General features: G+C 49.4%; 24 protein-coding genes and 1 riboswitch. Of the genes, 3 read left to right on the plus strand and 21 right to left on the minus strand.

Features of this window, described 5'->3' with window-relative positions; genetic code table 11:
- Positions 1-125: 125 nt before the first annotated feature.
- The 3 genes from ACFPYJ_RS16815 to ACFPYJ_RS16825 all read right to left on the minus strand — a co-directional run bounded on the left by ACFPYJ_RS16815 (position 126) and on the right by ACFPYJ_RS16825 (position 1,683).
- Positions 126-398, minus strand: a complete 273-nt coding sequence (locus tag ACFPYJ_RS16815) for a LexA family protein (protein ID WP_379189318.1) — start codon at positions 396-398, stop codon at positions 126-128.
- A gap of 101 nt (positions 399-499) precedes the next feature.
- Positions 500-793, minus strand: a complete 294-nt coding sequence (locus tag ACFPYJ_RS16820) for a phage holin family protein (RefSeq protein WP_379189320.1) — start codon at positions 791-793, stop codon at positions 500-502.
- Between the two features lie 119 nt (positions 794-912).
- Entirely contained in the window at positions 913-1,683 is a 771-nt protein-coding gene (locus ACFPYJ_RS16825; protein WP_379189321.1) for a glycoside hydrolase family 73 protein, read from the minus strand.
- A 151-nt stretch (positions 1,684-1,834) separates the two neighbouring features.
- Here ACFPYJ_RS16825 and ACFPYJ_RS16830 point away from each other — a divergent pair, with 151 nt between their 5' ends.
- Positions 1,835-3,244, plus strand: coding sequence for a hypothetical protein (locus ACFPYJ_RS16830; RefSeq protein WP_379189322.1), 1,410 nt, complete (start codon positions 1,835-1,837; stop codon positions 3,242-3,244).
- A gap of 111 nt (positions 3,245-3,355) precedes the next feature.
- Here the strand turns inward: ACFPYJ_RS16830 and ACFPYJ_RS16835 are convergent, their stop codons facing one another.
- The 9 genes from ACFPYJ_RS16835 to ACFPYJ_RS16875 form a co-directional block, all read right to left on the minus strand.
- Positions 3,356-3,853: a WGxxGxxG family protein gene (locus ACFPYJ_RS16835; protein WP_379189323.1), complete on the minus strand. Its 498-nt coding sequence runs from the start codon at positions 3,851-3,853 to the stop codon at positions 3,356-3,358.
- Between the two features lie 118 nt (positions 3,854-3,971).
- Positions 3,972-4,772, minus strand: a complete 801-nt coding sequence (locus ACFPYJ_RS16840) for a TatD family hydrolase (RefSeq protein WP_379189324.1) — start codon at positions 4,770-4,772, stop codon at positions 3,972-3,974.
- 51 nt (positions 4,773-4,823) lie between these two features.
- A complete protein-coding gene (locus ACFPYJ_RS16845; protein WP_379189325.1) occupies positions 4,824-5,588 on the minus strand; it encodes an ABC transporter ATP-binding protein in 765 nt (254 codons plus the stop codon).
- 5 nt (positions 5,589-5,593) lie between these two features.
- Positions 5,594-6,358, minus strand: a complete 765-nt coding sequence (locus ACFPYJ_RS16850) for an ABC transporter permease (protein WP_379189326.1) — start codon at positions 6,356-6,358, stop codon at positions 5,594-5,596.
- Positions 6,348-6,650: a thiamine-binding protein gene (locus tag ACFPYJ_RS16855; protein WP_379189327.1), complete on the minus strand. Its 303-nt coding sequence runs from the start codon at positions 6,648-6,650 to the stop codon at positions 6,348-6,350. Before ACFPYJ_RS16855 ends, ACFPYJ_RS16850 begins: the two co-directional genes overlap by 11 nt.
- 64 nt (positions 6,651-6,714) lie before the next feature.
- Positions 6,715-7,776: an ABC transporter substrate-binding protein gene (locus tag ACFPYJ_RS16860; protein ID WP_379189328.1), complete on the minus strand. Its 1,062-nt coding sequence runs from the start codon at positions 7,774-7,776 to the stop codon at positions 6,715-6,717.
- A 153-nt stretch (positions 7,777-7,929) separates the two neighbouring features.
- Positions 7,930-8,040, minus strand: a riboswitch (TPP riboswitch).
- A gap of 101 nt (positions 8,041-8,141) precedes the next feature.
- Positions 8,142-9,323, minus strand: coding sequence for a CDP-glucose 4,6-dehydratase (gene rfbG, locus ACFPYJ_RS16865; RefSeq protein WP_379189329.1), 1,182 nt, complete (start codon positions 9,321-9,323; stop codon positions 8,142-8,144).
- A gap of 266 nt (positions 9,324-9,589) precedes the next feature.
- Positions 9,590-10,657 carry a glycosyltransferase family 4 protein gene (locus ACFPYJ_RS16870; RefSeq protein WP_379189330.1) on the minus strand — a complete coding sequence of 356 codons (1,068 nt, stop codon included), beginning with the start codon at positions 10,655-10,657 and terminating at the stop codon, positions 9,590-9,592.
- A 78-nt stretch (positions 10,658-10,735) separates the two neighbouring features.
- Positions 10,736-11,761 (minus strand): NAD-dependent epimerase, encoded by a 1,026-nt coding sequence (locus tag ACFPYJ_RS16875; protein ID WP_379189331.1) that lies wholly within the window; start codon positions 11,759-11,761, stop codon positions 10,736-10,738.
- Positions 11,762-11,970: 209 nt separating this feature from the next.
- Here ACFPYJ_RS16875 and ACFPYJ_RS16880 point away from each other — a divergent pair, with 209 nt between their 5' ends.
- The gene (locus tag ACFPYJ_RS16880; protein ID WP_379189332.1) at positions 11,971-12,873 is read left to right on the plus strand and encodes a glycosyltransferase family 4 protein; all 903 of its coding nucleotides are present in this window, start codon (positions 11,971-11,973) and stop codon (positions 12,871-12,873) included.
- Positions 12,874-12,980: 107 nt separating this feature from the next.
- Here the strand turns inward: ACFPYJ_RS16880 and ACFPYJ_RS16885 are convergent, their stop codons facing one another.
- Positions 12,981-14,111: a glycosyltransferase gene (locus ACFPYJ_RS16885; protein WP_379189333.1), complete on the minus strand. Its 1,131-nt coding sequence runs from the start codon at positions 14,109-14,111 to the stop codon at positions 12,981-12,983.
- Positions 14,112-14,248: 137 nt separating this feature from the next.
- Here ACFPYJ_RS16885 and ACFPYJ_RS16890 point away from each other — a divergent pair, with 137 nt between their 5' ends.
- Complete coding sequence (locus ACFPYJ_RS16890) at positions 14,249-14,944, plus strand: GT-D fold domain-containing glycosyltransferase (RefSeq protein ID WP_379189334.1); 696 nt, start codon at positions 14,249-14,251, stop codon at positions 14,942-14,944.
- A 53-nt stretch (positions 14,945-14,997) separates the two neighbouring features.
- Here ACFPYJ_RS16890 and ACFPYJ_RS16895 read toward each other — a convergent pair whose 3' ends face one another.
- The 8 genes from ACFPYJ_RS16895 to ACFPYJ_RS16930 all read right to left on the minus strand — a co-directional run bounded on the left by ACFPYJ_RS16895 (position 14,998) and on the right by ACFPYJ_RS16930 (position 21,572).
- On the minus strand, positions 14,998-16,296 hold the full coding sequence (locus ACFPYJ_RS16895; RefSeq protein ID WP_379189335.1) for a nucleotide sugar dehydrogenase: 1,299 nt from the start codon (positions 16,294-16,296) through the stop codon (positions 14,998-15,000).
- Positions 16,286-17,281, minus strand: a complete 996-nt coding sequence (locus tag ACFPYJ_RS16900) for a polysaccharide biosynthesis protein (protein WP_379189336.1) — start codon at positions 17,279-17,281, stop codon at positions 16,286-16,288. The genes ACFPYJ_RS16895 and ACFPYJ_RS16900 overlap by 11 nt, the downstream gene beginning before the upstream one ends.
- Before the next feature lie 227 nt (positions 17,282-17,508).
- Positions 17,509-18,444: a glycosyltransferase gene (locus tag ACFPYJ_RS16905; RefSeq protein WP_379189337.1), complete on the minus strand. Its 936-nt coding sequence runs from the start codon at positions 18,442-18,444 to the stop codon at positions 17,509-17,511.
- A 155-nt stretch (positions 18,445-18,599) separates the two neighbouring features.
- A complete protein-coding gene (locus tag ACFPYJ_RS16910; protein WP_379189338.1) occupies positions 18,600-19,010 on the minus strand; it encodes a hypothetical protein in 411 nt (136 codons plus the stop codon).
- Positions 19,011-19,094: 84 nt separating this feature from the next.
- Positions 19,095-19,229 carry a hypothetical protein gene (locus tag ACFPYJ_RS16915; RefSeq protein WP_379189339.1) on the minus strand — a complete coding sequence of 45 codons (135 nt, stop codon included), beginning with the start codon at positions 19,227-19,229 and terminating at the stop codon, positions 19,095-19,097.
- On the minus strand, positions 19,226-20,344 hold the full coding sequence (locus ACFPYJ_RS16920) for a GerAB/ArcD/ProY family transporter (protein ID WP_379189340.1): 1,119 nt from the start codon (positions 20,342-20,344) through the stop codon (positions 19,226-19,228). The genes ACFPYJ_RS16915 and ACFPYJ_RS16920 overlap by 4 nt, the downstream gene beginning before the upstream one ends.
- Positions 20,345-20,359: 15 nt before the next feature.
- Positions 20,360-20,923, minus strand: coding sequence for a Ger(x)C family spore germination C-terminal domain-containing protein (locus tag ACFPYJ_RS16925; RefSeq protein ID WP_379189341.1), 564 nt, complete (start codon positions 20,921-20,923; stop codon positions 20,360-20,362).
- Positions 20,913-21,572 (minus strand): Ger(x)C family spore germination protein, encoded by a 660-nt coding sequence (locus ACFPYJ_RS16930; RefSeq protein WP_379189342.1) that lies wholly within the window; start codon positions 21,570-21,572, stop codon positions 20,913-20,915. The genes ACFPYJ_RS16925 and ACFPYJ_RS16930 overlap by 11 nt, the downstream gene beginning before the upstream one ends.
- Positions 21,573-21,585 lie beyond the last annotated feature (13 nt).

Raw genomic sequence — 21,585 nt, forward strand, 5'->3', positions numbered from 1 at the left:
CGAATGGGTTAATATAATTATACCACATTAACGCGGTGTCGTATTAAATTATTTGAACATAAACAAGGTTGTCGAGACTTTCTCGACAGCCTGAAACACCGGAATTCCCGGTGTTTGATAGACCGCTAATACACATAATCCTCTTTCTTCTTCTGAACCGCGGCAAGATACTCACTTCGCACATAATCAGGCTGCAGCACCTTAAGCGTCCTGGCTTCACCCGCTTCCCAGGTGACAATACCGGTTTCCTTCAGCCGATTGAGATGATTGTACACGGCGTTGCGTGTTTTGAGCCCGGACAGCCTTCCCACCTCTTCGACGGTTGGCGATATCTGCTTCTTCGTGGTATAGCAGAGTATTTCATAAGCGACTTCCAGACTTTTCAATGAGATATTCAACCTGCATCCCTCCATTATAGGAACATTTGTTCCCATTATAGATGAGGATCGAACTAGAATCAAATACTAATTATTTACAAACCCCGTCATGCTCGCAGTATTTATGAATCTTCTTTCCTCCTGCTCCCGCTTCCTCCCATCCCTTCCCTCGTCTGCCTCAATAATTGATGCCCATAAACCGCAGCGGCTCCGCACAGAATACCCTGCAGTACGCTTCGCACATGAAAGCCCAGCATGAATAGAGTGACTGTAATGGAAAAAGCGGTAACGGCATAGATGATTGTCCAATCCGGGACCTTTGGCGTCTGTTTCAGAATGTATCCAATAACCCAGCAAGCGGCAATGACCAAGAATAAAGACGGATCTATTAAATTTGTAATCGCACTCCATTCCATAACTCATCACGCTCCGTTTTTAATATAGAATATGTGATTGCTGGGCGGATGGTCCCTCAGGGCGGCAAAAAGACCCCCTAAGGGGCCTTCTTTTAAACCTTGAAATGCACACGAAAAGCTTAAATCAGTTTCTGTCTGTGCAGCACCGTCAGCAAACGGTAGAAATCCAATCCCCCTCCATTTGGCTTGTCAATAAGCTTCGCTTTGACAGCAGCATCGACCGCATCCTTTGCCCAGACCGGTACGTCCATGGCATAGCTGCCTTCCAGCACGGCGACATGATTTTCTAATGCCGATATCTTCGTTTCCTGCTCCGAAATCGTGGCATTCTGAGCGTTTAAGCCGGACGTGAGCTGCTTGACCGTTTCCTGCAGTGCCTCAAAAGCCAGTTTCTCCCCTTCTGTCATTGGTTGTTCCTCCTCCGCTTGGATGTCATATTGCTGCAGGCCATTGGTTTCCATAATCGATATCAGCTTCGATGCATAATTCGGGTCCGTTGCATAGCCGGATGCTTGAAGCGCTTGTGCCTGCTGCCTCGGCGTCTGTGCTGACCGTACAGAGTCGTAGCGCCTGATCATAAACAGCAGATCCTGATCCTTATAGAAGTCATAGATACTATCATAAGCCCGGAATGCGGCTATAATCTCAACGCGTTGATGGTCATAAACTTCCCAAGTGCCTTTATTGACAACGTCTCCCCGCCAATAGGCATTGGGTTTACCGCTGCCGACCTTGTATCCGCCAAGGTTATTCCAGCTTGGCAATTTACCCCCTGTTTCGAGCAAGTTTTGCGCTAATCGAAGCGAGGGAAACATGAAGGAGCCTTCTAACCGGACCCGGATTGCAATGGGTGCCAGCAAGGTGAAGAATTGTGTTTTATTCAATTTCATCCACCTCCAGTTCTTGTCCTTTTTTTACTCTATATCTCCAATATATGAATCTCTCTAGCAAATGGAAACGGACAAATGCTTGGATGAACGCCCAACCTCTCACCTGCATACGATGAATAATCAACATTATGAAGGTGAAAGGGTGCTCCCAGTGGATATTCAATTGTCTCCGCTGCACTATGTATATCTGTCGTTTATTGTTTTCATCATGGCACTGCTAATCAAGCGCAGAGATACGACTCTGATCTGCGTCGTCGGCATCTTCGCACTCGGTTTGATCGCAACGGAGAGTTTAAGCGGTTCTGTAAGCGGTATCTTCAACAGCTTTATCTTCGCAATCAAAGAATTGATCGGCACCATCCTCATTATCTCCATCATTGTCTCGATGAGCCGCATTCTGATTAAGACCGGTGTTAATGAGATGATGGTAGCGCCGCTGACCCGTTTTCTCCGGTCTCCGGCACTCGCTTTCTGGGGCATAGGTATCATTATGATGGTGACGTCCTGGTTCTTCTGGCCTTCGCCTGGCGTTGCGCTGATCGGAGCTGTCCTGCTGCCCGTTGCAGTGCGGGTTGGGCTGCCGGCGCTTGGCGCAGCGATGGCGATGAACTTATTCGGCCACGGCATCGCATTATCCGGGGATTATATTATTCAGGGCGCTCCGAAATTAACAGCGGATGCGGCTGGTCTGCCTGTATCATCGGTCATGGAAGCCAGTATCCCGCTTGTCATTGTTATGGGTGTGGTTACGACGGCCGCAGCCTTCTGGATGATGCGCCGGGATATGAAGAATGGTACCTGGCGGGATGGTCTTGTCACAGGCGGAAGCAGCGGCGGGAATGGGGAATTCAATGAAATCGATGATAAAATCGTACTCCCGCATCGCGTCAAACAGGCTTTGGCCCTTCTTATTCCATTCTTGTTCCTGATAGATGTACTCGCCATGTTTATTCTGAATCTTCAAGGCGGCGATGCGACGGCGCTCGTTGGAGGCACCGCTGTCTTCATTCTTATAGCGGTCACCATGCTGGCTCACCGCAATCAAGGCTTGGAGCAAACGACCTCCTATCTGATTGAAGGCTTCCAGTTTGGCTTTAAGGTGTTTGGCCCGGTTATTCCGATTGCCGCTTTCTTCTACTTGGGAGATTCCGCCTTCACGGAATTGTTCGGCAAAGTATTACCTGAAGGATCACATGGCATTGTCAATGACCTTGGCGTTGCTCTGGCAAACAATGTCCCGCTTAATCAAGCCGTCGGTGCCGTTACCTTGACCGTTACCGGTTCGATCACAGGGCTTGACGGTTCAGGCTTTTCGGGTATCTCATTAGCCGGATCGATTGCCCATTTATTCGCAACAGCGATCGGTTCCGGCGCAGCGACCCTTACGGCTCTCGGGCAGGTAGCGGCGATCTGGGTTGGCGGAGGCACGCTCATTCCATGGGCGCTCATTCCCGCCGCCGCGATCTGCGGTGTGAGTCCATTCGAGCTTGCCCGCCGTAATTTGAAGCCCGTCCTGCTTGGTCTTGCCGTTACAACAATCGTGGCCATGTTCCTTATTTGAGCATGAACAACGGTCCCCGCAGGAATGAAAGAACCCGGTGAAGCGCAGAATAAAAGCGCAGCCACCGGGTTTTGTTTTGTTAGATACGAACATCAATATGAAAACGTGGTTTTAGGTGCGTTCCCGGTCTTTGCTTCTTAAGCCGGCAAGGCCGATCAGCCCGAGCAGTCCAAGCCAGCCCCAATCAAAATCATTATCGTCTGTCGTTGTTGCAGCCGTTGCCCGGTAGAGGTTGGTGCTCGCTTTATCGAAGGAGCGGGTACCGTAATCAACCACATCCCTCGTGGTTGACCGAATCCCGTAGCTGTTCATTCTTGGTGAAGCGGATTGCATATCATAACGGCCATTATTGTTCGTTGAATTATAATAGCTTCCGTATGGATCCACGTTGCGGCTCATATCCATATTGTTCAAATTCGCTCTGCTGTTCGTATTGATCGTTGTATTCGTGCTTGGCTTTATGTCTGCCATTTTGCCATCGTTGTTGTAATTCGTGGTATTATAAGTGCTGGTTCCCGGCATGACACCCCCATTGGCAAAAGTAGGTGCTGTGAATGCCATCATGGATACAATTGCGGTAACAGAGATGCTGGCTGCGAGCTTCTTCACATCATGACCTCCATGTAGTTAATTTATCGTTCCCCTTTGGTTTCTCCTGATCAAGCTGCCTTTATGCTTCCCAAAACAAGCAAAAACCCGGATCAGCGGCTCTACCGCTGAATCCGGGTTATGTATAGAAATCAATGGCGTTCTTAAGCAGTCTTGCTTCTGCTTCCAGGACGGGAATTCCCTTCAAGTCTGCGATCGCTTCCGCTACTTTCCGGACCATGGCGGGTTTGGTTGCTTTTCCTTCAAAAGGTCCTTCAAAGGGCCATGGGCCATCCGTTTCCGTCATCATAAGCGTCATCGGATAACGCTGCACCAGACGCCTGATTTCTTCTTCATATAGAACATCAGGTGTGATGGAAATATAATGACCGGCCTTAATCATCCGTTCGACAACCTCATCTGATCCCTTGAACCAATGAAAATGTGCCCGCCTGATACCATAACGCTCAAGAAGATCGCATGTCTGCTCAGCATCTTCATATACGGCATGGAGGACAATGGGACGATCCAGTGCCGCCGCGAGTTCAACAAACCGTTCAAGGAGCTCCAGATAAGGCTGCATCTCGAATAGGAGACCTGCAGCTTCCGCTTCTGTGCGGGTATAGTACGGGAGTCCAACTTCGCCAATTGCAAACGTTTCCCCGCCGATATACCGCTCACCGATCCAATCAAAGAGCTGATCAAGCTCTGCCTTGGAAGGCAGCGGCTGCTCCGGATGGAGCCCGTAAGCAGGCAGTACTTGACCAATATATCTCAATGCCAGCTCATGATTCGTCCTGCTGGAGCTTAAATGCATCGACACCGCAACTACCGCCGCAATCCCATCGTTTGCAAACGCCTCGTCAAGCAAAGCTTCCCGTTCTTCCTCCGCATACAAGTCGACGTGAATATGCGCATCAATCCATCTTCCTGCCGTCATAAGATCTCCTTTCAGCTTCGGATTTGAATCCTATGCATTTAGCTATTCCTATTATCTTACTGGCTTGAGCAGATCATAAATCTCCCGCTTGAGCTCATTGAAGTCCGGGTTACTCCACAGCGCGTCCTTGCGCGGTCTGGAAAATGGAACGGTTATCTCGCGGATCACAGCTGCAGGTGCAGTTGAGAGTACGAGGATACGATCGGAGAGCAGCAGCGCTTCTTCTATACTATGGGTTACCAACAGCACCGTGCGGCGATTCTCCTCCCACAGCGAGAGCAGCCAGCTCTGCATCTGCATGCGTGTCAAAGCATCCAGCGCGCCGAACGGTTCATCCAAGCACATGAGGGGCTGCGGGGACAGCAGCGCCCTGAGAAAGGATACCCGCTGCTGCATACCGCCGGACAGCAAATTCGGATAGGATTCGGCTATGCCATCCTTCAATCCTACGCGCTCCAGCCACTCCCGCGCCATGCTCCGGGCATCCTGACGGTCAATACCTGCGATATCCAGGGCAAGCTCAATATTGGCAGCTACCGTGAGCCACGGCATAAGCGAAGCCTGCTGCGGCATGTAAGCAATATTGCCCCGCTCGCCAACGGTACTTCGGCCATGGATTCGAATATCGCCGCCGGTCGGTTTCGCAAGTCCGCCAATCAGGTGAAACAGCGTCGTTTTGCCGCTTCCGGAAGGTCCGATCAGCGAGACAAACTCGCCTTCCTTTACATGAAAAGATACATCAGAGAGGACGGCCTTGGCGCCGGCTTGACCGTCAAAACTTTTGGAAATGCCATCCACTTCAAGCACAATCGACATCCCGTTCACTCTCCTTTACTCGTCGTTCTTCCGCGAAGCAGTATTCGTTCCGCCAAACTGATTATGCCAAAGAAAACAAGGCTTAACAGCACGATAATCGCAATAGCTGCGAACACATTGGCTGTTTCATATCCCTTCTGGGCGAGCCTCATATAATAACCGAGTCCTTTGCTGGCCCCTACAGTCTCCGCGTAGATAGCGCTGATTACGCTGTAGGAAGCCGCGATCTTCAGGCCGGAGAATAAGTACGGCATTGCATGAGGCAGCTCAAGCCGCCAAAACTGCTGCCGCTTCGAAGCTCCGATCATTTGCATATAAGTAACCAGCTTGGGGTCGCTCTGCGTTAGTCCGGTCAGCATGGCGACCGCAATCGGAAAGAAGCACACAATGATGATCAGAATGACTCTGGGCAGAATGCCGAAGCCAAACCAGATCACAAGCAGCGGCGCTAATGCCAGAGTAGGTACGTTTTGAGTCAGTACAAGCAGTGGATATAATGCGGTTTTCGCACCTGGGATTAGATGCAGTAAAGCGGCGAGCACGAAGCCCGCCGCCGCACCTGCCGCAAATCCGAGTAAGGTAACACCCAAAGTGGACCTTGTATGATCAAGTAATTGTGGTGCTTCCTTACATGCATTCATGAAGATAACAAGCGGCGATGGCAGAATATATTCATCGATATGGAATAGGACAACCACCGCTTGCCAGAGCAGCACGAGTGCGAGCATAACCGCCGCCGGCGGCCATAATTTGCGAAGATTACTGCCCATCGGGGTATTTCTCCAGCAGCCTGCCCATAGAAGCGCCGCTCTGTGGATTGTAATACACTTTAATCTGTGAAATAACGGATGCACAGCCCATTGCCGTCATCGCATCGTTCATTTCTTGAACGACAGCAAGCAGATGACTAAGCTCGCCTTCCATCGTAGTCTCCAGCGGGGCGACCCGGTAAGGTACGCCCGAAGCTTTAATGATTTCAATCGCGCGATCTACATAAGGAATGACGCTTTCGCCGCCCGGTGTGCTAGGGAGTATCTGAATGCTTAGAAGTGCATTTGCCATGTTGGATTATTCCTCTCTGCTTCTAGTATGAGTCTGCGATCCGATCGCCGTCACAAGGAATGCTCTATTCCGAAATGAATTCGTTCGTAAATGCTTTATCTGCATCAAGCTCTTTATCGAGCAGCTTGTGTTCAAGCATCCAATCCGCATAGTTTGTCCAAACTTCAAGCTTCTGCTCGCCCCAGCTCTTCGCATCATCCTGATATTTAGGACTGATCCACTTCTGGCTGGCGCGAACGAGATCCGCATTTAAGCTCGGCTCTGCTTTAATTAATACTTCAGCGGCGTCACCCGGATGATCAATCGCAAATTTGTAGCCCTCGGCAGATGCCGCTACGAATGCTTGAACGATATCTTTTTTCTCCGAAATCATTTTCTCGCTCGTTTCAAGCACAGGCGTATAATAATCCAGCTTCTCGCTGTAATCCGTCAAATACTGCATATTGATCTTCTCGCCGCGAAGCTCTGCCTCAACCCCGGTCCAAGCGTAATAAATCCATGCGAAATCGATATTTTTCTTGACTGCAGTGAAGAAATCCGCATCGCCGATGCTGACGATTTTCACTTTCTTCACATCTGCCTTCTCTTCCTGCATCAAGGATTCAATAACCGCTGATTCAGCAGGGGAACCCCAGCCGCCATAGGTTTTGCCTTCATAATCTTTAGGAGACTTGATGTTCTTATCCGCCGGGGATGCGAAGCCCGATGTATTATGCTGAATGACAGCCGCGATCGACACGAGAGGCACTCCCTGGAGGCGCGCTTGCGTAATGCCCTCCTGATAGCCAACGCCAAAGTCCGCGGCACCGGAAGCCACCATCGTATCGGCACCCGCTTCGCCTGGTTGAATGATCTCGACATCAAGACCATGTTCCTTATAAAATCCGTTATCCCGCGCCACATAAAGCCCCGTGTGGTTCGTATTCGGCGTCCAGTCAAGCACGACCTTAACCTTTGTGAGCGGCTTGTCCTTCGTATCTGCTGCCGCATTTTCTTTGCCGCCTGCTGCCGTATTGGTTTGGTTATCGGAGGCTGTATTCTCTGTGTTCTTAGCCCCGCAGCCGGTCAGAGCTATAACTAGCGCAAGCCCTGTAATCCCCCATTTTAGTTTACTGAAATTTCTCATTCCACTTGCTCCTCTCCAGTTGTACAAGATGTTGAGCGACAAGCTTGTCAGACCCCGATTTAATAAGAAAAGCGCCCTCCGAATTGGAAGACGCTTGAAATGTGCTCTGTAAGTTTGTACCGCGTACGAGCACCTTGTGAAAGGCGGCAGCGATTCGTTTACAACGCGATTTCCTACGCTGGCATTATCCAGATCAGGTTTAAGGGTCGGGATTATTACGGTATCCCCTCTCAGCCGGCCATATCCAGCTCCCCATATCTATTCAGCTATTGTCGCAAGCTCTATTATAGCAAAACAAATGATAAATAACACTGTTATTCTTGTGCATTTATTTGGGGCTGCGCGTCAGAGCGGCCCGGCCGCTGCTATACTCCGCCGCTCTTCGATTCTTCCGTGAATGCCAACATCGAATCAGCGCCTTCCCCGGCCAACTCATGCTCCTTGCTGTTATTGCCGGCTGCTGCTTCATAGTCTGCGATTTGAGCCGCCGAGACATCACGCATCGGCATCCCTTTCATCCATTGCAAATACCATTCCGCTGTCCGGTTAACGGCTTCATCCGCCTTCCAGCATGGCCTCCAGCCGAGCCGGTACTGCGCTTTGGTACTATCAAGCCGCAGCACTGCTGTCACTTTCCGCGAGCCGATGTTCTCCGCTTCCTGCGCTGCTGCTCCAGTGCATGCAGAGGTCTGGATTCCGAGCGCCGAACAGAACGCCCCGGCCAGCCAAGAATCCGCCTTCGCATCCTCCTCCCGCGGCCCGAAGTTCCACGCTTCGGCGTAGGAAGCTCCGCCTTTCCCGAACAACCGCTCCGCCAGCTCAAGATAACCGGCCAGCGGCTCCAGCACATGCTGCCATGGCCGGACCGTCTCCGGGCTCTGCAGCACTGGAGCATGCCCGAGCATCGCGGCCCGCACGCAGCCCGGGACAATGCGGCCTTCGGCCCAGTCCCCGCCGCCGATTATGCTGCCGGCCTGAACGGTCGCGACGGCAGGCATGCCGCTTCCGCCCTCAAAGAATGATCGCCGGTACGCAGAAACAACGAGCTCTGCGCAGGCTTTGCTTGCCGAAAAGGGATCTTGCCCGCCAATAGCATCATACTCGCGGCAGCCCATCTTCGATTCGCGGTTGGCATAACAATGGTCCGAAGTCGCTAATACGACTGCGCGCACCGGATGGTCGCTGCCCGTCACCCGGACGGCATCCAGCAGAGCTGCCGTTCCTACCGTATTAACCGCAAAGGTCGTAAGCGGATCTTCATAGGACCTCCCAAGCAGCGGCTGCGCCGCCAAATGAAAGATGATATCCGGTTTCACAATGCGAAGCGCTTCGGTCAGCCTGCCGCCATCCCGAATATCGCCGCGCGTCCAAGCAATATCCTGCTCCAGTCCGCATAACCGGTACATCGAAGGCGATGTGGGCAGCTTGTCGCTATAGCCGTGGATCTCGGCACCCAGCCTGCGCAGCCATAGACAAAGCCATGACCCGTTAAACCCCGTATGACCGGTTATGAATACTTTCTTGCTCTGCCAGAATGAGTGATTCATCTTTACGATTCATCCCCTTGCCTTGAAGCCTCATCCCTCATCTTCCGATAAACAGCTGCAGCATGTATGGACTTTCCACTCTTCTCTCGGATCGAGGAACAAGCTCATGACCGCAAGGCCGAATAGGATTCTCCACCTCTTAGGTCAACAGGCGTAATATGAACTTCACGACAGGCTGCATCAGATACATGCAAGCCCGGGTCTTTGCTGCAGCCATCTATCTCATACCATAGAATATGTTCGTTATACACATTCTGATCATGCAATTATAATCGGGCCAATAGACCCAAATATCGCTCCACATATACGGAAGGGCTGTATTCCTGACGGATCGTTGTTAATCCATTTGCAATCAAAGCATTCCTCAGCGTTTCATCTCCCATTGCCCCAGCTGCGTATTCCGCAGCCGTATTAATATCACCGGTTTTATAAAGCAGGCCGTTTAGCCCATGCGTAATAATTTCATTTTTCCCGGGAACGTCCGTGCTGACGATCGGCACGCCGATGGCCAGCGGTTCAAGAATGTGATTGCCGAGCCCTTCGCGTATCGACGGTGACAGGATGATGCCTCCAGAGCGCCTGACTTCCGAAAAAACTTCAGGCATATAGTGATTGGGTATGTTGTACATAAACCGGCTGATGCCCTTCAATCCGCTTCTCTCACACGCTTGTTGGACTTTCGCCAGTTCATCTCTATTCGTGGGATTGCATATAAACCAAGGCTCGATCTTGTCTATGCTGTTTAGCCGCTCGCAAATCCGAACAAATTCGAACCAGTTTTTGCTGCGCTCCATTCTGGCGGCAAACGCAATGACTTTTCGGCCTTTGCCCGGAATCGGGCAATCCTTCCATTTCCGCTCCTGGGGCATAATCAAATGGAACATGGGGTCAACCGCATTACCGTCTACAAAAACTTGAACGCTGGTGGTTAATTGGGCCATGACGAGCGGCTTTAAGTACTTGGCGATACACATGACCGCATGAACCTTTCTAAGTCGGCTGATCAATTTCAGGTTGCCGGCAATTTCCCTGTTCCATCCTCTCACTTCGTAGAGCACCTTGCCCTGATAGGTTTTTGGTACGTACGGAAGAAAGCTAAGCGCATAAATAAATGAAATCACATCATAATTTCCAATCATAATCTGCTTTTGGAATTCGCCTGGACTCCGCACATAATAATGGACGATATCTTTAAAGATATATTCGCCCTCGCTCTTCTCCAAAAAAACGACTTCGGAATGAATACCGTGAGCGCGAAGGGCACCGATCCGGTTTCGCAGCGTCGTTTGCAAGCCGCCCTCCCTGGAGCTCGGCGCAACATACAGAATTCTCACTCCCATAACCCCCTTCTATCCAATTTTCTCGAAGACGCTATTGCCCGCTTCTTCGCTTCCGCTCCCTCCCGGAAGTCCTTAATCTTCAGTGGGTGCGCCGTCTTTTCCGTAATAATCGATATACCAGTCAACAAACCTTCCAATCCCTTCCTGAACGGATGTCTGCGGTTTAAATCCCGTCATCTTGAACAAATCTGTCACTTCCGCATACGTCTCTGTTACATCCCCCGGTTGGAGGGGAAGCTGTTCTTTTTGGGCGGCTATGCCCAGCTTCTCTTCCAGCGCCGTTATGAAATCCAGCAAAGGAACAGGGTCATGATTGCCGATATTGTAGATTTTATAAGGAGCCGGGCTGGAACCCGGACTCGGCGTGCTTCCGTCCCAATCGAAATCCGGTTTGGGCGGAAGTGGAAGCAGCCGAACGATGCTCTCCACAATGTCATCGATATAGGTAAAATCCCTTTTCATTCTGCCATAATTGAACAATTGAATAGGCTTCCCTTCCAATAGCGCTTTGGTGAACAGGAAAAGCGCCATGTCCGGCCTTCCCCAAGGCCCGTAAACAGTAAAGAACCGCAGTCCCGTTGTCGGCAGGCCAAACAGATGGCTGTAAGTGTGCGCCATGAGTTCATTTGACTTTTTCGTCGCGGCATACAGGCTGATAGGGTGATCAACCGGCTGCTGCGTGGAGAACGGCAGCGTTGTGTTGAGGCCGTACACGGAGCTTGTAGAAGCATAGATGAGATGCCGGATTCCATGATGGCGGCAATTTTCCAGTACATTCATGAAACCGACCACATTGGACTGAATGTAAGCATGAGGGTTGTCAAGACTGTACCGGACGCCTGCCTGCGCCGCCAAATGGATAACGGCCTGCGGCCGAAACTGTTCAAACAACCGACCCAAGCTGCCTTGGTCTTCCAAATCGCCTTGTACATATAAGAAGTCCGGATAATCCAACCGCTTCAATCTGTCCCTCTTCAGTGAAACCGAATAATAATCGTTCAAATTATCAAAACCAGCGACGACATAACCTTCCTCCAGCAGCCGCTTGGAAACATGCGAGCCAATAAACCCGGCACAGCCGGTTACAAGAATATGCACAACTGATCCCCCTTCTAAAAACGGACGAAATGTAGATGAATTTACAAATAACTTCCATTCAGATCAGCATATGTGACGACCCACAGGAAGGAACGGCCATTACACTGCCCGCGGACGAGTAATTTTCCGTTTACCCATTCAAGTCCATGTTAACTTTCATAAATTATGTAGAAGCAGAGAAATCCAAAGTCATGAAAGGAAGTGATAACATGAATATCTTGTTGGTCGCTGATTATCCCGGATGGGCTTTTGACCATATCGCCAAAGATTTGGCCGCTCTTGACATAGATGGGATCCGCTTTGAAATCAACTATTATTCCAATGTGACCGCTGCTGATCAAGCCGGCTTTGACCTTATCTATCCAATGACGGTCTCGATTGCGCAGAGGCTGTATAAAGTCGGGATCCCCATGGAGAAAATGGCGACCGGCATAACGTCATTGGTTCCCTATGAGCCGCATCTGGCCAGTGGAAGATTCCCGGGCGAATTTATGCGGTTTATCCAGCAATTGCGCGGGGTTAACACGTATTCGGATGAAATCGTCCGCTTGTTCACGCCATACTTTCCCCTTCGCAGAACAAGGGTGGGGATCGATACTGCGCTTTTTAAGCCCGCCTCCGGCATCCGGGCCGATAACTCATTCAGGGTGGGCTGGGTAGGAAGAATCGATATCCCTGCCCGCCGCGAATTAAAGGGGTATGATATGGTCCGGTCCGCTTTGCGCGGATTGAAGCTCGAACTCGATATACGGACCTTTAAGGAACAGTATGTTCCCCGCGAGCTAATGATCGGCTACTATCAGCAGCTCGATTGCCTAATCTGTTCAAGCCGATCGGAAAGCATTCCTTTTCCGGTATTGGAGGCAGCAGCCTGCGGAGTGCCTGTCATTTCGACAAAGGTGGGAATTGTGCCCGAACTGATACGCAACAAGCATAACGGAGTCATCATCCCCCGGACGGCCAATGCGATCCGGAAAGAGGTCATTAAATTGATGATGGAACCGGGCGAATGCAAGTCAATGGGACGCAATGCCAGGAATACAGTCATTGATCAATGGTCGTGGAACATCTGCAAGAAAGAGTGGGAGGGCTTTTTCAAATCGCTGCAATAACGGGATAGACGAAGAGACGCCCTCGCATGATTAAACACAGCGGGGCGTCTTTTATGCCGTTCATAACCAACAAGGATCATCGGGGGCAGCACCTGCACTTACTCCGTTTATTCCACAGCCGGCGCATCATCATTTGAGCCTTCCGGATGTTCAGCCGGCATCGTCATTCCGAGGGCAAGCTCGAGCCGCCTTTTATTTTCCAGCAGATTAGCCTCGCCCGGGAGGTACGAAAGGGCATGCTCGTTATGTTCGAAGGCCTGCCGGAGCTGCCCGAGCTTAGCAAAACAAAGACAGAGCTGAACATGAGGCAGCCACGTCTGGCTGACAAGATTCACCACCCCCATGTAGCCTTCCGGCTGCCGCGACTCCAGCGCCCGATTATACCAGTAGATCGCGAGCGCCCATTCCCCCCTTTCCTCGAAACATCCCGCGATCGTGCAGCAAAAATCCGCGTGAGGAACGTCATAATGAAACGATTTGAACAGACTGTCCAGTTTCTTTTCCTTCCGCCCGAGGTGATGGTAGCATTCGGCGAGCTTCCCGCATGCTGCAATCCGGTCCTCCCGATAACCGGCGGATTCTCGGAAATAAGTCTCATAGCATTCCGACGCTTCCCGGTACTCCCGCTGATCCAGCAGCTCATTCGCGTAAAAAAACAAATTGCGGCCTTCCAGTTTGCCTCCGTTTTCGATCCATTGTTGAATAATCCGCATGTTTCTCGCCGAATGGTTACCCTCCCGGTGATGGGATACCGCGATATCTGTTTGCAGCACCTTCCCGCCAGTCACATCCAGATATTCATGCACCGGGTTGCGCCAGCGGTACCCTTGGCTCCGCTTTATCAGCCGGTACCGGCGCGAGGCTGCTGTCGCATTCCCGGCCGCATCGAACGCCAGATGGTAATCGAAAATGACGGCATCCGGTTCCCAGGACAGCGACTGCTTTAAGTCTGCGAACTTGCTGCGGTCTTTCTCGTAAAGCACGTCGTCTGCATCAAGCCACATGATATATTCCATGGTTGCCTGTTCAAACGAATAATTGCGCGCAGCTGCGAAATCATCCATCCACTCCAAATCGAATACGCGGCTCGTATAACCGGCGGCAATCTCCTTCGTACGGTCAGACGACCCCGTATCGACAATGATGATCTCATCGACTAAATCACGAATGGAATCGATACACCGGCCGAGTACTTTCTCCTCGTCTTTGACGATCATACATAGACTGACCGTTATCAATGCAACTCCCCCTTCTCCATGTACGGGTATCAGTCAGATCCAAACCCGCTTCAACACATTTAGCCGTCCAATCGCTATGCTCCCGGAAGCATAGGATATATTCATAAAAACTGCGGTTTAGGAGGAATGATCCCGGCATGTTAGATTTTAACGGCTTGATCGAACGGATCGGAACGGCGCTCGACAATAAACAACCTTTATCCTTCGTGCGAATCGGGGACGGAGAAAATTTGATTTTGGCTCAGAATTCCGTTTGGACAATGGAACAGGTGCTAGGCGAAGAATGGGCAAGGAAAGCGAATATGGGGAAGAAAGGAGTGACACTGCCTAATATCCCGTTGAGGGACGAAATGGTAACTGTACTGAAAAATGCCGATATCGTCGGCATTCTCCCCTCAGGCGACCAAACGATCGGAGTCAGCGAGTATTTAAAACGTGAATTGACCGATCAGGTTTTTACGTATTTCAATATTCATCCCCGCTGCACTTGTCACGCGAGTGACAACCGCAAATTAGCCAAATATCCCGGGTTCTGGAACATCCTCCGCAAACGAAGAGTTCTCGTCATCACGTCCAGAGCGGATGAGCTCCGCAAGACTTTGGAGGAAAAGCCGTACGATCTTCATATCGCTCAAGCGCTCCCCTTCTCGCATTACAATGATATGGAGATGATCAGGAATTGGTTAATGGCTCATCCTGACCATTTTGATGCGGCCATTATTTCCTGCGGTGTTAATGCTGTCATTCTGGCACAGATGGTCCGCGAGTTAACCGGCAAGGTCGGCATCGATTTCGGGAAGGGAAGGAACATCTTGTTAAAGGAGAGGTTCTAAGAGTAGAGATCGATCATCCGCCTGACTAGGCATCAATCAGCGATTCCTGATTGTTAATTCGAATCGCTGACTCCCCCTCCCAAACGTATAACCTTCGCTTTCCCACTCATCCCCTTAAGTGCATTCCTGGTATCATATACGAGCGGCACATAGTCAATAATTCGCTGAAGCGGCAGTTCATCATGGTTCACAGCAATAATCGCACAATCAGCCAGGCATAGTTCATTCTCGCTCAACCGGGTGCCTGTAAGCTTCTTCCCCTGCAGCGTTATTTCGGGCACATAGGGATCATAATAAGACAATAAAGCGCCTTCCTGCTGCAGCAGCTTCATCACTTCGATTGAACTGGATTCCCGGATATCGTCAATATTCGGTTTGAATGTGACCCCCACAACAAGAATCTTAACGCCTGTCAAAGATTCGCGGGCTAATGCCTCCTTGATCCGATCAACGATATAAACGGGCATTTTGTGGTTGATTTCTCTGGAAATCGCAATAAAAGAACTTGCCGCTCCAAATTGCTTCGACCTCCATTGCAAATATAGAGGGTCGACAGGAATGCAGTGTCCGCCTACTCCAGGACCGGGAAAAAACGCCGAGAATCCGAATGGCTTTGAACGGGCCGCTTCAATGACTTCCCAAACATCGATGCCCATGCTGGTGCACAGCTGCGCAATTTCATTGATAAAGGAAATGTTGACGAATCGGTACGTATTTTCAAGCAGCTTCGTCATTTCGGCGGCATCGGTTGAGGAAATCTTAACAACCGTTTGGAACACGGTCTTATACACATCCTCAACCGCACTGGCGCACTTTTCCGTTATTCCGCTTATCACCTTGGGAATGACTTCAAGTGGATAGCTGCGATTGCCCGGGTCCACACGCTCTGGAGAATAACCTAGAAAAATATCAGTCCCCACGATTAAACCGCTCTGCTCCAATGTCGGCTTCAACACTTCCCTGGTCGTTCCAGGGTATGTTGAGCTCTCCAAAACGATGATTTGGCCAATGCGAAGATGGTCACGGATGTTTGCTGCCGCCTGCATCAAATAAGTCAAATCCGGCTCATTATCCTCGGTTAATGGCGTCGGCACGCAAATGATAATGACATCGGCTTCTCTTAAACGACGCATATCCTTGGTTGCAGAAAACCGCTGTCTTTCAAAAGCCATTTTCACTTGCTCATCCGGAATGTCTTTAATATAGCTTCTTCCTTGTTCCAGCGCTTGCAGCTTCCTATCATCGAGATCGATGCCGATAACTTCATTTCCCTGCTTACTGAATGCAAGCGCAAGCGGCAGCCCCACATAACCAAGCCCGACAACAGCGACTTTTCTCAGATTACTGCCCACTTGCAAGGCCCCCCTCTCTCAATAGCTCCGCGATCGCTTCTTTATCCATCAATCCGGCATTGGAATGATACTCTTGAAAAGCCACCCTGTTTAAATGGCTGTACCTTTCATACTTGCCGTATAAGATGGAAGATGGAAGAATCATATAATACTGCTCGGAAAACTGCCGCGTGTACGGCACTTCACTTCTTGATATGAGTACTTCATCCAGTCTTTCTCCCGGACGCATTCCGATCTCTTTGCATGATCCCGGCTTGCTGCCGGAGAGCTCCATCAAGACATTGGCAAGATCCACGATCCGGCATGCCTTCATCTTCATGACGAACGTTTCTCCGCCTTCCGATTCCCTTGTTACAACCAACAATAATCGGATCGCTTCTGTAATCGTCAGAAAGAAACGGGTCATGTCATTATGGGTAATCGTAACTTCTTTACCTTCACGGATTTGATCCATAAATAACGGCACAACGCTGCCGCTTGTTCCCAGCACATTGCCTCCCCGGACGCAAACAAAGCGTGTATAGTCGCTAAGCAGATTCGCACGGATCATTAACTTTTCCCCGATTGCTTTTGTTAAACCATACGTATTCATTGGGTCGACGGCTTTGTCCGTGGATACATTGATTACCTTCGTTACATGCTGCTTAATACTCGCACGAATGATATTTTCTGTACCAAGTACATTCGTCTTCAGTGCCTCATCCGGTTGGTCCTCGCAGACATCCACATGCTTTAGTGCGGCCAAATGAAACACATAATCCACTTTATAGCACGCATCCATGACGGCATTATAATCTCTGACATCTCCAATGATGTAACGCAGACGGGGATCTTGAATAAATTCCCTCTTCATATGCACTTGCGCACATTCGTTGCGGGAGAAGATTCTGATTTCTTTTGGATGTTCGTTTAATAAGGTCTCCGTCAGCTTTTGACCCCAAGACCCCGTTCCTCCTGTAATGAGAATGGTTTTGTTACGAAACATCCTTCTCCCCCCTTGAACACAGATTAGCGATTGTGGAGCCTATTAGATACTCCATGATTACAATTTCCTCAAAATCCTGCATGCAGCGATGTCCACCCTCCTGTTGAAGTCCATTTCAGTTTCCATTGCCGTCACTAAACTTCTATTAATTTATGAAAGAATGCAAGAAACGGAATGGACGATCTGATCGTGATAAAGAAAAATGGTCTTTGATTGATGGCAATCATTTACGATCCGGTATGGATAATCGAATTGACCATTCGTATAAACTCAGCCGCACGAACTGCGGTTGTATGTCGTTGATGAACGAATTCAAAGCCTTGTCTGGCTATTCTCGTCAAGATCGCCTCATTTCGCAGGTCCGCGTAGAAATCCGCCTTGTCCCGGAAATCTTCTTCCGATACCGATACGAAATGCTTCCCTGGCTCAAAGCCCAGATCCAGCAAATCCTGATTACAAGGAGCGAGCAGCAGTGTATTGCAGGCGGGCACCTCGAAATATTTGCGCAGCGGATAATGAAAAATGGAGTCGCAGGAGAGAAACATCCTGCTTCTGTTTATTTCTTGGGCATAGTTCACGCCGATCCAGGCGTCAGTAATATTCGGAAACTGCAGATAGCCGGGATGATCGTGATGAACGAAACCCGGTCGGTCAAGGTAGTGATTCAGCATCTGGTACCGCAGCGGATAATACTTGCGCTCTACATATCCCATAAGCAGCAATTCAATGCTTTTAGCCATCCTGTAATCCCGAAAAATCGGAGCGTGCGCAAAATGCGGCAGCCATCTCATTTTTGAAATGAATTCAGGATACAAGTTGATAAAGGCGCTGCGGTACATCGTGAAGATGACAGGAACATGATGCTGATGAATGAAGTCTTTGCGTCCCTTGCTATTGAAATGGAGATCATGCATGATGATGCCCCATGGGATGGAAAGACGGGAAAGTCCTTCTATTCTCGGACAATGGGTGTCACGCAGATCATTGAGCAGGATAAAGTCCGGTTCGAAGGGCAATTGTTTGAGAATGGATGAAATGTCGCCGTCCTCGTGATACAGCGCAATGTCCGCGTATTTCGTAAGCTCCTGCTGAAAATAATGAAAGCTCCGCTCCATATGTTGACTGAAGTCACGCGTGATCAGCAGCATTTTAAGTTTCTTCAACCGTATATCATCTCCCTTCAGAAAAATTTGCAGGGGAATAGGCTCAGGTGCCACCTCCGTTCATATGGATATAAAAAAAGGGCAGGAATCGCTTCCTACCCCTTTTTCAATCGTGCTGCTTCTCTAGCAGATCCGCTCATCAAAGCGAAGCTCTGTTAGGCTTTTGTAGAAGCTTCACCCGAGAAAACTTCCGGACCATTGCGGACTGAAGTGGTTACGCCCGAAATAAACGAAGAATATACAGTTTCCAATGCCGCAGGGGCAAGTAGATCCTGAGCAGTGAAGGCATTAAACTCTGTAGTTGCAATTGCCGTTACGACTCCCTCAGCAGTATAAATGACATTGGCAAGGGAATAGCTTGCTCCCCGGACAATTTCGATTTTATACGTGTCTCCGAAATCTCCGCTGATTCCAACCGTCCCTGACAGAGTAATAATCGGATTTACAGCATTTTGCGTTTGAAGACCGATAATACCGAATAACGCAGGTGTAGTAGTTAATGCAATTCCTGGTGCTCCGACTGTGTTGGAGTTCATTGAAGTGCGCTTATCCAAAAAAGTACTCATCATTAATCACCTCCAATATATAATCTAAGTTATTATATCGAAGACTCTATAAGATGGATTGGACAACACTACTAGGGTAATTGCTTAATTTTTACACTTTTTTTCTTCATCTTGTCCCAAAAAGTCCAAAAAAGCAGGGAATGAACCTATTCCCTGCAAAGCTGTTTGATAGATTATGATCATATCGGTCATCACCTGGGAGACTGCGCCTTCTCTCATTTCTGAATCGCAACCTCCCCTTCTGCGCTTCCCCCATTCTTCTTTCCAAGACCTCTCAAAGCTCCGACAATCAGGAGCAGCAGCGGAATCTGAATCTGAAAGACGGTAAACACTTTCACCGCAATGACCAATCCAATCCAAATATGTTCTGTATTATTCCGTTCCGTGAATGACATTAAGGTAATCAGGATGATCATAACAAGTCCAACCCTGCCATTCTTTAGTTTAAACAATGAACTGATCATGAGCACAGATGCCATAAAGAATAAGGTCATTTTGACATATAAACCGATATAGAGCAGTAAGGTAACTACCACATCGAGACGTTCAATGATGTTGGCCAGACGAATTAATTGCACAACTTCAAGAAGCGGCAGCGCTGAAACTGCACTCAATTCCGGTCCGAGAACGGACATTGTAATTGCGTTCATGAGTATAAGAAATACGGAGACGATCATATAGCCCATTGCAACCGTTTTTCCTGTATTGTTCTTCTCGGAAATGTGATGCCAGAACATGAGAAATACGACGATTTGTCCAAAAGGAAAGGATATAATATCGGGAAATGCCGCCTTTGCGACCGGCGCGATTCCATCCTCCAATATAGGCAGCAAATGATGAATGTTAGGCAATTTCGTTATTATCAAGAAAAGAAGCAGTAATGTGTAGCTGATTAGAACGACAGGAAACAGCAATTCAACGATACGAAAGAAAACGAGCGCCCCTTTGCTAAGCGCATAAAGAGCGAGTCCCGCCACGATGACGATAATGATCCACTGCGGTGTCTGCTGCATGATGGTCATGACTGTCAATTCGCTGAAATCGCGGATATTGCGCATCGATTCATAAGCGAAATAAACGGCATATAAGACGCCGACGACAGTGCCCAGCAGACGGCCCAGATGCAAACGCAGAAGCCCGGCAAAGCAAAGCGAAGGGGCGCGGTTCTGAATACGCACAAATACCCATAGCAATGCAAATCCTATGAGAGCGCCGAACAGTATGGCCAGCCACGAATCTTGTTTCGCTTTAATCCCTAGTTCGAAGAGGGTCGTGCTTCCAAGCTCAAACATAATGATCATGACGATCATTTGATATTTACCTATCTGCTGCACGAAGCACCCCCGTTCTCATTGTTTGGATTCATTTAAAATCGATTCAAAGCTTTTGCTGCTCATACCAACCCGGTTGATTTTCACTTTAACACGCAAATCCAGCTCCACATTGTCCAAACGGTCATTCCAAGAAGAAGCGATCGATTTCCAATATCGGGGATACTTCTCATGAATAAGCGTTCCGAATCCGACAATATCGGCACGTTGCTTCTGCAAGGCTTCCCAACTCTTCATCATGATCCGCTTCAGTTGCTCAGCGATAGCCTGTTCCACTTTTGTTATTGAAGCTGGCGTTGACAGGTCCTCCGCACACCGATATTCCATTAGCGTACCGCTCGTTTTCACGTTCACGCGCATCCGGATCCTGCCGTTTATTACTTGCGGAGTAACCTTTGTATTTGCTTTGATGACTCGGAAGGACGATGTTGGGACCTTTTCGTCTTCATTACATGAGAAAGCCATCGTGGTGCTTTTAATCTGACCAGCCAGCCATATCGTCCCTAAACCGTCCTGCTCACTAAGCCATCCTGTCAGCTTCTCATCTTGTACGATTCCGATCTGACCAAGCTTAAGCTTCATCTCTGCATGCGTCCTCTGCATCAAGTGAATCGTACTTCTCTCCGCCGCCCGCCATTGTTAAACTTGGAATTCCCGTAGAATGCGTTGGTCCAAGCAGCTCCTGCATCACTTGAAAAACCGTCATCGCCCGCAGCGACGATCCGTTCTTCGTTTCATTCTGAACCATATGCAGCACGGCGCCTGCAGGAATCTTTTCCATCGGCACGAGCTGTTCAAGAATGCGGCGCGCCCGTCCATGAGTTAGAAAAACCGTAACCGTCTCTCGTGAATCCGGATTTCGCAAATACACATCCATTATTGGAGCGAATCCTGCTTTAGCCGCTTCCTCACTGATAACAACCATCAGATTATGGGGAAAGTAGAGCTTCCGTGAAAGCTCCTTGCTAGTATTATTGATTGCGCTGCGTATGCTCTCCCCTTCTGTAGAGAAAACATACACGGGTGCTGCATTCGTAGATATGCCGGTGGTGCCCGAGATCGCCTGTGGAATGACCAGCTGATAGCTGATCTGCCACTTGCCGTCCTTCTTTATATCAACAGCCGTCGCCGCTACGATGCTCAGTTCATTCAGCTCGATCCGATTCCAGCATCCGCATTGCAGAACTGTAAGAAGAAGCGCTGTACCTATACTAAACAGCCGTTTTCCCATGCAGATCCCTCCG

Source organism: Paenibacillus solisilvae (assembly GCF_042656405.1).
Lineage (GTDB): Bacteria > Bacillota > Bacilli > Paenibacillales > Paenibacillaceae > Paenibacillus_Z > Paenibacillus_Z solisilvae.

Bases quoted from the DNA above. Each gene is read 5' to 3' on its own strand.
- ACFPYJ_RS16845 (WP_379189325.1), bottom strand. From the start codon at position 5,588: ATGTCGATTGTGCTTGAAGTGGATGGCATTTCCAAAAGTTTTGACGGT.
- rfbG (WP_379189329.1), bottom strand. From the start codon at position 9,323: ATGAATCACTCATTCTGGCAGAGCAAGAAAGTATTCATAACCGGTCAT.
- ACFPYJ_RS16910 (WP_379189338.1), bottom strand. From the start codon at position 19,010: ATGAGTACTTTTTTGGATAAGCGCACTTCAATGAACTCCAACACAGTC.
- ACFPYJ_RS16900 (WP_379189336.1), bottom strand. From the start codon at position 17,281: ATGTTTCGTAACAAAACCATTCTCATTACAGGAGGAACGGGGTCTTGG.
- ACFPYJ_RS16850 (WP_379189326.1), bottom strand. From the start codon at position 6,358: ATGGGCAGTAATCTTCGCAAATTATGGCCGCCGGCGGCGGTTATGCTC.
- ACFPYJ_RS16915 (WP_379189339.1), bottom strand. From the start codon at position 19,229: ATGAGAGAAGGCGCAGTCTCCCAGGTGATGACCGATATGATCATAATC.
- ACFPYJ_RS16840 (WP_379189324.1), bottom strand. From the start codon at position 4,772: ATGACGGCAGGAAGATGGATTGATGCGCATATTCACGTCGACTTGTAT.
- ACFPYJ_RS16925 (WP_379189341.1), bottom strand. From the start codon at position 20,923: ATGAAGCTTAAGCTTGGTCAGATCGGAATCGTACAAGATGAGAAGCTG.
- ACFPYJ_RS16820 (WP_379189320.1), bottom strand. From the start codon at position 793: ATGGAATGGAGTGCGATTACAAATTTAATAGATCCGTCTTTATTCTTG.
- ACFPYJ_RS16825 (WP_379189321.1), bottom strand. From the start codon at position 1,683: ATGAAATTGAATAAAACACAATTCTTCACCTTGCTGGCACCCATTGCA.
- ACFPYJ_RS16860 (WP_379189328.1), bottom strand. From the start codon at position 7,776: ATGAGAAATTTCAGTAAACTAAAATGGGGGATTACAGGGCTTGCGCTA.
- ACFPYJ_RS16890 (WP_379189334.1), top strand. From the start codon at position 14,249: ATGTTAGATTTTAACGGCTTGATCGAACGGATCGGAACGGCGCTCGAC.
- ACFPYJ_RS16855 (WP_379189327.1), bottom strand. From the start codon at position 6,650: ATGGCAAATGCACTTCTAAGCATTCAGATACTCCCTAGCACACCGGGC.
- ACFPYJ_RS16880 (WP_379189332.1), top strand. From the start codon at position 11,971: ATGAATATCTTGTTGGTCGCTGATTATCCCGGATGGGCTTTTGACCAT.
- ACFPYJ_RS16930 (WP_379189342.1), bottom strand. From the start codon at position 21,572: ATGGGAAAACGGCTGTTTAGTATAGGTACAGCGCTTCTTCTTACAGTT.